10 protein-coding genes and 1 other RNA gene are annotated in these 9,881 nt (G+C 57.5%); 7 read left to right on the plus strand and 4 right to left on the minus strand.

Annotated elements, in window-relative coordinates; translation table 11 throughout:
* Nucleotides 1–18: 18 nt before the first annotated feature.
* From RI563_RS02460 to RI563_RS02475, 4 genes are read right to left on the minus strand one after another with little or no spacing between them, the layout of a single operon-like run.
* Nucleotides 19–1,404: an FAD-binding oxidoreductase gene (locus tag RI563_RS02460; protein WP_310692757.1), complete on the minus strand. Its 1,386-nt coding sequence runs from the start codon at nt 1,402–1,404 to the stop codon at nt 19–21.
* Complete coding sequence (locus tag RI563_RS02465; RefSeq protein WP_310692758.1) at nt 1,404–1,988, minus strand: phosphoheptose isomerase; 585 nt, start codon at nt 1,986–1,988, stop codon at nt 1,404–1,406. Before RI563_RS02465 ends, RI563_RS02460 begins: the two co-directional genes overlap by 1 nt.
* Nucleotides 1,989–1,991: 3 nt before the next feature.
* Nucleotides 1,992–2,369, minus strand: a complete 378-nt coding sequence (locus tag RI563_RS02470; protein WP_310692759.1) for a YraN family protein — start codon at nt 2,367–2,369, stop codon at nt 1,992–1,994.
* Between the two features lie 4 nt (nt 2,370–2,373).
* On the minus strand, nt 2,374–4,236 hold the full coding sequence (locus RI563_RS02475; protein WP_310692760.1) for a penicillin-binding protein activator: 1,863 nt from the start codon (nt 4,234–4,236) through the stop codon (nt 2,374–2,376).
* A gap of 42 nt (nt 4,237–4,278) precedes the next feature.
* Here RI563_RS02475 and rsmI point away from each other — a divergent pair, with 42 nt between their 5' ends.
* From rsmI to RI563_RS02510, 7 genes are all read left to right on the plus strand, one after another.
* Nucleotides 4,279–5,151: a 16S rRNA (cytidine(1402)-2'-O)-methyltransferase gene (gene rsmI / locus RI563_RS02480; RefSeq protein ID WP_317622846.1), complete on the plus strand. Its 873-nt coding sequence runs from the start codon at nt 4,279–4,281 to the stop codon at nt 5,149–5,151.
* A 49-nt stretch (nt 5,152–5,200) separates the two neighbouring features.
* Nucleotides 5,201–5,558: RNase P RNA component class A (gene rnpB, locus RI563_RS02485), an RNA gene on the plus strand.
* Between the two features lie 240 nt (nt 5,559–5,798).
* Nucleotides 5,799–6,257 carry a division/cell wall cluster transcriptional repressor MraZ gene (gene mraZ / locus RI563_RS02490; RefSeq protein ID WP_310692762.1) on the plus strand — a complete coding sequence of 153 codons (459 nt, stop codon included), beginning with the start codon at nt 5,799–5,801 and terminating at the stop codon, nt 6,255–6,257.
* A 4-nt stretch (nt 6,258–6,261) separates the two neighbouring features.
* Nucleotides 6,262–7,194 carry a 16S rRNA (cytosine(1402)-N(4))-methyltransferase RsmH gene (rsmH, locus tag RI563_RS02495; RefSeq protein WP_310692763.1) on the plus strand — a complete coding sequence of 311 codons (933 nt, stop codon included), beginning with the start codon at nt 6,262–6,264 and terminating at the stop codon, nt 7,192–7,194.
* Entirely contained in the window at nt 7,191–7,457 is a 267-nt protein-coding gene (ftsL, locus tag RI563_RS02500; protein WP_310692764.1) for a cell division protein FtsL, read from the plus strand. The genes rsmH and ftsL overlap by 4 nt, the downstream gene beginning before the upstream one ends.
* Nucleotides 7,454–9,181, plus strand: a complete 1,728-nt coding sequence (locus tag RI563_RS02505; protein ID WP_310692765.1) for a peptidoglycan D,D-transpeptidase FtsI family protein — start codon at nt 7,454–7,456, stop codon at nt 9,179–9,181. The genes ftsL and RI563_RS02505 overlap by 4 nt, the downstream gene beginning before the upstream one ends.
* A partial coding sequence (locus tag RI563_RS02510) for a Mur ligase family protein (protein WP_310692766.1) occupies nt 9,178–9,881 on the plus strand: 704 nt, incomplete at its 3' end. The genes RI563_RS02505 and RI563_RS02510, both read left to right, overlap by 4 nt.

Here is a 9,881-nt window from a genome sequence, read left to right on the forward strand (position 1 = left end):
CCTCTGCGTTAAAGCTCTTTAGCCAGTGGGGAACATTTTCCCCGGATTAAGGATCCCCTTCGGATCAAAGTCCTGTTTGATGCGCCGCATCAGTTCCAGCGTGACCGGGTCGATCTCGCGGCCAACGAATTCCTGTTTTTCGATGCCTACGCCGTGTTCGCCGGAGAGGGTGCCGTCGAGTTCGAGTACCAGGGTAAAGACATCGTCCAGGCATTGATGGGCGCGCTGCATCTCTTCTTTATTATCGGGGTTGGCGAGCAGGTTGACATGGATGTTGCCGTTGCCGGCATGGCCGAAGTTGACGATGGTGATGCCATATTGTTCGGAGAGGGTGGTGAGGCCGTTGATCAATGCCGGAATGTTGGAGACCGGAACCACCACGTCCTCGTTGATTTTTTTCGGGGCGATGGTGCGCAGGGCGGGGGAGAGGGCCTTGCGGGTTTGCCACAGAGCCTGGATCGCCTGTTCGCTTTCGGCACGGTTGAGTTGCAGCAGGCCGTCGTTGTCGGCAGCTTTGCTGACGGCATCGAGATCGTGTTGAATCGACGCTTCGGAGCCGTCCACTTCGATCATCAGCATGGCGCCGGCCTCGGCGGGTAAATCGGCATCGGAATAATCGCGAATCATGGCAATGGCCTTGCCGTCCATAAATTCCAGTGCATAGGGCACCACCGGCTGGGCCATGATGGCGGAGACCGCGCGAGCGGCGCTGTCGATGTCACGATAAATGATTTGCAGGGTGCGCTTGGTTTGCGGCAGCGGCGTCAGTTTGAGGGTGGCCTCGGTAATGATAGCCAGGGTGCCCTCGGAGCCGATCAACAAACGGGTCAGGTCGTAACCGACCACGCCTTTGGTGGTGTAAACGCCGGTACGGATACTCTTGCCTTCGCCGGTGACGGCGCGCAGCCCGAAGGTGTTATCGCGCGGCGTACCGTATTTGATAGCCCGCGGGCCGGCCGAGTTGTAGGCCAGGTTGCCCCCGACAGAGCAATAGGCGGCACTGGTGGGATCGGGCGGCCAGAAAAAACCGTGTTCGGCCGCGGCGTCCTGTACCTGCTGATTGGTGACACCGGGTTCGACGACCATGTAGCGGTTGGCCGGATCGATTTTACGGATTCGGTTCAGCCGCTCGGTGGACAGAATGACACCGCGCTGCAGGGGGACACTGGCCCCGGTGGTGCCGGTGCCACGCCCGCGCGCGGTCAGCGCAATACTGAATTCGTGACACAACTGGACGACCGCCGCGACCTGTTCGTGATCGGCGGGCAGGGCCACCAGTTCCGGTGCGGCGTGACGCCGGCTGTTATCGTAACCGTAGTTCCAGGTTTCGGAAGGATCGCTCAGCACACCCTCGTCACCGAGGATCTGCTGCAGGCGGGTGATGAATGCCTGGGGTAAAGCCATTAATCGAACAGTTGCGCGTCGATCTGATGACAAAAACAGTGAATCGCCAGCAGATGGACTTCCTGGATACGCGCGGTGATCTCGGCGGGGACGCGGATCTCGACATCGCTGCCCTGCAGTAGCCGGCCGATGTCACCGCCATCGCGACCGGTCAGGGCGATAACCTGCAGGCCCCGGGTGTGTGCCGCTTCGATCGCGCTGATCACGTTCGGCGAGTTGCCACTGGTGGAGATGGCCAGCAACAGATCATCGGGCTTGCCCAGGGCGCGAACCTGTTTGGCAAAGATCTGGTTAAAGTCGTAATCATTGGCGATCGCGGTTAATGCCGAGGTGTCGGTGGTCAGGGCAATGGCCGCCAGCTCGGGACGTTCCCTTTCGAAGCGACAGACCAGTTCAGCGGCAAAGTGCTGGGCATCGGCCGCGGAACCGCCGTTGCCACAGCTGAGAATCTTGTTACCGCGCTGCAGGGCGGCGACCATCAGTTCAACACCGCGGGCGATGGGTTCGGCCAGAACCGGTTTGGCCTGTAGCTTGGTTTCGACGCTGGCGTCGAACAGGTGCTGGATGTTGTCACTGATACTCATACTTCAGTCCTGAATCTGGATGGCATCGGGATGCCAGTCTATACGGGGTGTGTTCCCCTCACCACTGATGGCAACGACATCAAAACGGCTGGTCAGTCGGGCCTGTTTCGGGTTGCTTTGCAAATAGAATAGCGCGGTTGTCACCAGTTTTCTCTGTTTTTGCCGGTCGACTGTTTCGGCGGCACTGCCATAGCGGTCGTTGCGGCGATAGCGCACTTCGACAAACACCAGGCTCTCGCCATCGCGCATGATCAGATCGATTTCCCCCCGCCGGCAGCGGAAATTGGCCTGCTCAAAATGCAACCCCTGTTGTTCCAGATACCGGCGCGCCAGTTGTTCGGCCTGGTTTCCGCGTTGTTCGCGTCCAAGCCCGAACCACATGCCATTACAACCCTTCGTCCAGTGCTACCGGCCGGCCGCTGCGGAATTTGACCCAGGTCAGCTGGCGTTTGATACGCTGCATGGGATCCAGGCTCAGACTGCCGGTTTCGCCATCGTAACGCTCATAGGGATAAGCCTTGAGCGTATTGAGGGCCGAGATGATGCTATAGGCATCGATGCCCAGTGCATATAACCGTTGCAGGCGGTTGCCGGCCTGGGAAATATATTGCTCGATTTGCGGGCGCAGACCGCGATGTGTGGTACTGCCAGCCAGAACCCAGGGCATATCACCGAAGATCAGGCCGTCCATGTCGCGGTCCCGTTCCTGGTTCAGGCTGCCGGTGAACACGTGCGACGTTGCATAAACGGGTACATTGGCAGCGTGATAGAACTTGAGTTGGGGACGAATCTGGCGTGCCTGGCTCGGATAGGCAGCCAGGAAAATAAAATCCAGATCCTTGCGTCGACGCGGTTCGAATTTGATGTCTCGATCCAGCAGCAGTCGCATGGCCCGGGCACGGCGTTGGCTTTCGGTGATATTCAGCAGATCCTGAATCGGGCCGGAATAATCCTGACGCTCGGCATTGTATTGCTGGGTCTCGATAACCTTGCCACCAAGCTGTTCCCAGCGTTGCTGGAAAGCGGTATAGACCCGTTCGCCCCAGCTGCCGCCGGGAACCAGTGCGACACTGTTGACATGACCATCCAGCCAGGTTCGCTCGGCAACCTGACGAGCCTCCTCTTCGGGGGAAAGGCCAAACTGAAAGAGCTTGTCGGGAATGTTCTGTTCACGGGTGTAGTTCAGCGCCAGCAGCGGTGTGTTCAGTTCCGCTTCAGCGAGTACATGTTCGATCGATTCTTTGTTGAGCGGGCCGATAATGAAGTCGCTCTCTTCGGCAATGGCCTGTCGATAGGCCGCCAGGGCAGTATCCTGATCGGAACCGGTATCGTAAAACCGGATGCGTTGTTCGTATTGCCGGGAGCGGGCGTAATAGGCGGCGATGAGGCCGTCGCGAACGGCCTGGGCCGCCTGGCCAAAGCGGCTGTCAAACGGCAATAACACGGCGATGCGACGCGGTGCGAGAATATCCTGCTGGCGACGTTCCAGTAGTCCCTTGAGAATACTTTCCTGTACCGGGTGCTCGGGATAACTTTGGCGCCATTCATCGACACGCCGGTTCAGGACTTCGGGTTTTAACTGGTAGGCCTTGCTGATTTGTACCAGTTCCATCCAGCCGCCAAGTACATTCTTACCGGTGGCCATGCGCAGCTGGGCAAGGCTGCGCTCATTGAGCATGGCCAGGGCTTCCCAGATGGCGCGCTGGTTTGCCTCAATGAGCCCCTGGTTTTGCAGATGCGTGTCGCGCTCGACCAGTTCGTGTGCGGTATCGATCCGGTTGCCAAGCATGGTGTAAGCGGCGGCGCGCAACTGGCGATAATCGGCCAGATAGAACGGCCTGGCCTGTTGTGGCGGCGCCTGTTCCAGAATATGCAGGACGTCCTGGGCCCGACGTTCACTCAGTGCAATATGCGCTTCGGTCAGGTGTAGTAAAAAGAGTTGTTGGCGGTTGCGTGAGTCAGGCTGGATGCTTTCAAGGATCTGCCGACTCTTGTGAATCCGCGCATCGCGGGCCAGTGCGGCGGCGGTACGCAGCAGAAAATTGGTCTGTTGCGTGCCGCTGGCCTGTTTGGCCAGTTCGTTGAAGGCCTGGGCCGCCTCAGCGAATGCCCCGCTGGCCAGTAGTCGTTCCGCTTCGGCAACCGGATCGGTTTCCTTGACGACCTCGGGTTCTTGCGGTACGCCGGCACAACCGGCCAGCAGAAGCGTTACAATCATGATCCACAGGGATATCAGTCGACGTGGCATTCTCACTTCATCGGGTTCCTGTTTTTGCTGTATAAAAGGCGAATGAATTCAAACTCTGGCGGAAATTATACCGTGAACTCTGAAAACAGTGCGCTCTATGTTGTCGCAACCCCGATCGGGAATCTCGGCGACATGTCACAACGTGCCGTGGAAATCCTGCAGCAGGTGGCGCTGATCGCGGCAGAGGATACCCGGCACAGCGCGCGTTTACTGCGGCATTTTGCAGTGACAACCCCGTGTGTGGCCTTGCACGAACATAATGAGCGGGAACAGAGTAGCAGATTGTTACAACGTCTTGCCAATGGCGAAAGCGTGGCCCTGATTGCCGATGCCGGGACCCCGTTACTCAGCGATCCCGGTTTTCATCTGGTCCAGCAGGCTCGCCGGCAGGGGATCCGGGTGATTCCGGTGCCCGGTCCCAGCGCGGTGATCGCGGCCCTGTCGGTCAGCGGTCTGCCCACCGACTGCTTCAAGTTCATTGGCTTTTTACCGGCCAAAGCCGCGGCGCGGCGTCAACGGCTGGCGGCACTGGCCGCCGAACCCTGTACGCTGGCGTTTTATGAATCGCCACACCGGATTCTGGAGAGTCTGGCGGATATGAGCGAGATGCTGGGCAGCGAGCGGGAAGCGGTACTGGCCCGGGAGCTGACCAAGACCTTCGAAACCGTGCAGGGCGGCAGCCTGAACGAGTTACAGGCCTTCGTCAGCGGCGATGCCAATCAGCAAAAAGGGGAAATGGTGTTGCTGGTGGCGGGGGCGCCGGCGGTGGAGACGGCCCTCGATCCCGAAGTTGAGCGGATTCTGGGGATATTGCTGGAGGAACTCCCCGTCAAACAGGCGGCGGCGCTGGCCGCGCGGATTACGGGGGTTAAAAAGAATCAGCTCTATCAACAGGCGCTGACGATGAAAAATTAACCAGTCGAGGTTCACCTGCCCGCCACATACTTATTATATAATGTGTCCAAGAGTCGGCCTGACAGTCGCTCCGCCACAGGCGGGGAGGAAAGTCCGGGCTCCATCGGGCGGGATGCCAGGTAACGCCTGGGGGGCGCGAGTCCACGGAAAGTGCCGCAGAAAATATACCGCCTAAGCCGCGCAAGCGGCCGGTAAGGGTGAAATGGTGCGGTAAGAGCGCACCGCGCCGGTGGTAACACCGGTGGCAGGGTAAACCCCATCCGGAGCAAGACCAAATAGGGGAACTGGCCGCAAGGCCACGTGTGGCCCACACGGTTCCCGGGTAGGTCGCTAGAGGTGCGCGGTGACGCGCATCCCAGATGAATGACTGTCCACGACAGAACCCGGCTTAACGGCCGACTCTTTCCTCTTGTTTCACATCAACTCCATCCTGTAAGTTGTTGTTTTTACATTGTCCAGGCCCCGCCTGTACAGTGGCTCCGGCGCGTCCTCCACCCCTGGGGGGCGTCGCTAAGTTACTGTCAGACAAGAAAGAATTCCCGCTTTTGTGGTGCTGTTTGCTTGACACCCGGGCATATTGCTACCTATAGTGTATCGAAGTGGATCAATGTGGGAATTAATGGGATTTCATCCCTGGGGAAACCAACGTGTTTCGTGGCGTCAACACACTCAGCCTGGATGCCAAGGGCCGTATGGCCATGCCGAGTCGATATCGGGATGGCGTGCTCGAGCAGTCCGACGGGCAACTGGTGATTACTGTCGATCGCAGTGATCCGTGCCTGTTGCTGTATCCGCTGCCCGAATGGGAAGAGATCGAGCGCAAGCTCGTTCGGCTGGGTAACCTCAACGCCACGGCCCGTCGCCTGCAACGCCTGCTGATCGGCCACGCCACCGAGCTGGAGCTGGACAGTCACGGCCGCATACTTATCCCGCCGCCACTTCGTGAATTCGCCAAACTGGATAAACGCATTGCCCTGACCGGGCAAGGCAACAAGTTCGAAATCTGGGACGAACAGACCTGGAACGAACAGCGCGACCAATGGATTACTCAGGAAAACCAGGAAGCGTCGGAACTGTCCGCTGAGCTGGAAACACTGTCTTTATAAAACCATGAACGGCAAACAGGACCATTTGCCCGTTCTGCTGGAAGAGGCGATAAGGGGTATGAATATCAAACCGGACGGTCGTTATATCGACGGTACCTTCGGACGCGGTGGCCACAGTGCGGCCATTCTCGCGTGCCTGGGTGACGACGGTCGTCTGCTCGCCTTTGACAAGGACCCCCAGGCCCTGCGTATCGCGCAGGACCGGTTTTCCCACGATCCACGTTTTCATATCGTCCAGGACTCCTTTGCCCATATGGCGCCCCACATCGCCGAACAGGGTTGGGAAGAGGTCGATGGGATCCTGCTCGATCTGGGCGTTTCCTCGCCGCAACTCGACGATGCCACTCGCGGGTTCAGTTTTCAGAAGGACGGACCGCTGGACATGCGTATGGATACCACGCGCGGTCCGACCGCCGCGCAATGGCTGGCCGAGGCCGGTGAAAAGGAAATCGCCCGTGTATTAAAAGAATATGGCGAGGAACGTTTTGCCAAACGCATTGCCCGGGCGATCGTTGCCGCACGCAACGAACAGTCGATCACGACCACCAAACAACTGTCCGCTATCGTCGCGGCGGCCAATCCCGCCTGGGAAAAGGGCAAGGATCCCGCCACCCGTGCCTTTCAGGCAATTCGAATTTATATCAATCATGAATTGGACGAACTGGATGAGTGCCTGTCGCAGATCACCGATCTGCTCGTGCCGGGTGGTCGACTCGTGGTGATCAGCTTTCATTCACTGGAAGATCGCCGGGTCAAGCAGTTCATGCGCAAGCAGAGCAAGGGGGATGATTTTCCACCCGATCTGCCTGTGATGCAAAGTCAGCTCAGTCCGAAAATGAAACTCATTGGCAAGGCGCAGCAGGCCGGCGAGCAGGAAGTTAAAAGCAACCCGCGCGCCCGCAGTGCTGTGTTGCGCGTTGCGGAGAAATTGTCATGAAAGCCGAATGGCTGCTGATCCCGCTGATTTTTGCCGTACTCGCATCGGCGATAGGCGTTGTGTATTCGACACATTACAGCCGCAAGTTGTTTGTTGAACTGACCGAGCTGAAACAGACCCGGGATGAACTGAATGTCGAGTGGGGACAGCTGCAACTGGAACAAAGCACCTGGGCCACGCATGGACGTATTGAGGAGCTGGCGCGCGAGAAACTGAATATGAAACCACTGGATTATAAACAGGTCATTATCCTCAAGCCATGAAACAGCAAGTATACAAACCGGCTTCGGCGTTTCGCCTGATCACAGTGATGCTGGCATTACTGTCGATCACGCTGGTGTTGTTATGGCGGGCCGTGGATCTGCATGTGGTGAACAAAGCCTTTTTGCAAAATCAGGGCGATGCCCGTCATTTGCGTGAATTACCACTGGCGGCTCATCGCGGCATGATTACGGATCGGCACGGTGAGCCGCTGGCGATCAGCACCCCGGTCGATTCGGTGTGGGTGAATCCTTCGGAATTTGTCTCGGCCCGCTCGCAATGGAGCAAACTGGCCGAGATGCTCGATCTCGATGTGCAGCAAATGGTCAAATCCGTGGCGCAGCGCAGCACTCGTGAATTTGTTTATATCAAGCGCCATGTAGAACCTGCCCTGGCAAATCGCATAATGGATCTCGGTATACCGGGTGTTTCCCTGCAACGTGAGTATCATCGTTATTACCCTATGGGTGAAGTGGCGGCGCATGTGGTCGGTTTTACCGATATTGATGACCAGGGACAGGAAGGACTGGAGCTGGCCTTTAATCAGTGGTTGAGCGGTGAAGCCGGCAGTCAGCGGGTCATGCGGGATCGGCTGGGACGTATTGTCAAACATGTGGAGTTACTGAAAAAACCGCGCCCTGGCAAGGATCTGGCACTGAGCATCGATCGGCGTCTGCAATATCTTGCTTATCGGGAACTCAAGCGTGCGGTGATCAACAATCGCGCCAAGTCCGGCTCGGCAGTGATTCTGGATGTCAAGACCGGTGAAGTGCTGGCCATGGTCAATCAACCCGCATTCAATCCGAACAATCGCGATAATCTGCAAAGCCAAAGAATGCGCAATCGTGCGGTAACCGATGTGTTTGAACCGGGTTCGACAATCAAGCCTTTTACAGTTATTGCGGCATTGCAAAGTGATGAATATAACGCCGACAGCATGATAGATACCTCTCCGGGATATTATCGGGTCGGACGCAACACCATTCGTGATATTCGTAACTATGGACGGATTAACCTGACCCGCATCATCCAGAAGTCCAGCAACGTAGGGGCCAGCAAACTGGCCCTGTCCATGAAAGCAGAACAGATCTGGCGCGTTTACAGCAAGCTCGGGTTCGGGATGATGACCAGTAGCGGTTTTCCAGGCGAGGCCAGCGGCGTGTTGAATCCGGCCGCCAACTGGCGCGAGATCGAACAGGCCACCATGGCCTTCGGTTACGGGATGGCGATCACACCGCTACAACTGGTGCGTGGCTATGCTGCGATTGCCAATCAGGGTGTAATCAAGCCGATCAGTTTTGTCCGTGTGAATGAACCTGTCAAAGGTACACGGGTTATTGATAAAGACGTGGCCCGGGTAATGGTGCGCATGCTCGAAACCGTCACCAATGAAGGTGGCACGGGGACGCGTGCCAGTGTTCCCGGTTACCGGGTTGCGGGGAAAACCGGAACCGTCAAAAAAGTTATGTCAGACGGTTATACCGCAGAAAAATATATTGCCGTCTTTGCCGGACTGGCGCCTGCCAGTAATCCGCGTATCGCCATGGTGGTGACTGTCGATGAGCCTTCAGGCGAGGATTATTACGGTGGGCAGGTAGCCGCTCCGGTCTTCTCCCGGGTTATGGGGGGAGCGCTACGCCTGTTTGATATTGCGCCGGATAATATCGGTTCGGGCACATTGAAGTTCGCCGATCTAAAAGGTTCAACGGCGGGAGAACATCCATGATGCCGGCACCGGTCAAACAAACCATCATGACGCTGGGCAGGCTGCTGGACGGGATCGTGGCGATTCCTGCGAGCCTGGATTGTGAGCTCATCCATATGACCGCCGATTCTCGTGAAGTCAACGAAGGTTCCCTGTTCGTTGCGCGACAAGGTCTTCAGGTCAACGGCGTGGCCTATATTGATGACGCCATTGCCCGGGGCGCGAGGGCCGTCTTGCGCGAGATGAACGACGATGAAACCGGTGTGACGCCGTTGAGCTGGCAAACCTCGAATTCGGGCAAGACAATTCCGCTGGTCGCAATCACGAATCTTTCCGACAAACTGGGAATGCTGGCCGATCGCTTTTATGCCAGCCCCTCCGCTGATCTGTTTGTGGTCGGTATCACCGGGACAAACGGCAAGACCTCCTGCAGCCAGTTTGTGGCACAGAGCCTGAGCCAGGAGCAACCCTGCGGCGTTATCGGAACGCTTGGACGGGGGTTATACGGTCAGCTCGAAGCATCAGGGCATACCACACCGGATGTGATCGCCAACCATCACTGGTTGGCGACCATGCGTGATCAGGGAGCCAGCAGCGTCGTCATGGAGGTCTCCTCTCATGCGCTGGATCAGCAACGGGTTGATAATATCCGGTTTGACTGTGCGGTGTTTACGAATTTAACGCACGAACATCTGGATTACCACGGCGATATGGCCAGTTA

The organism is Thiohalophilus sp. (assembly GCF_031581315.1).
GTDB lineage: Bacteria > Pseudomonadota > Gammaproteobacteria > UBA6429 > Thiohalophilaceae > Thiohalophilus.

What these genes read in the sequence shown, in the direction of transcription:
- RI563_RS02460 (WP_310692757.1), bottom strand. Translation starts at nt 1,404, where the DNA reads ATGGCTTTACCCCAGGCATTCATCACCCGCCTGCAGCAGATCCTCGGT.
- ftsL (WP_310692764.1), top strand. Translation starts at nt 7,191, where the DNA reads ATGAAAGCCGAATGGCTGCTGATCCCGCTGATTTTTGCCGTACTCGCA.
- RI563_RS02505 (WP_310692765.1), top strand. Translation starts at nt 7,454, where the DNA reads ATGAAACAGCAAGTATACAAACCGGCTTCGGCGTTTCGCCTGATCACA.
- rsmH (WP_310692763.1), top strand. Translation starts at nt 6,262, where the DNA reads ATGAACGGCAAACAGGACCATTTGCCCGTTCTGCTGGAAGAGGCGATA.
- RI563_RS02475 (WP_310692760.1), bottom strand. Translation starts at nt 4,236, where the DNA reads ATGCCACGTCGACTGATATCCCTGTGGATCATGATTGTAACGCTTCTG.
- RI563_RS02465 (WP_310692758.1), bottom strand. Translation starts at nt 1,988, where the DNA reads ATGAGTATCAGTGACAACATCCAGCACCTGTTCGACGCCAGCGTCGAA.
- rsmI (WP_317622846.1), top strand. Translation starts at nt 4,279, where the DNA reads ATGAATTCAAACTCTGGCGGAAATTATACCGTGAACTCTGAAAACAGT.
- RI563_RS02470 (WP_310692759.1), bottom strand. Translation starts at nt 2,369, where the DNA reads ATGTGGTTCGGGCTTGGACGCGAACAACGCGGAAACCAGGCCGAACAA.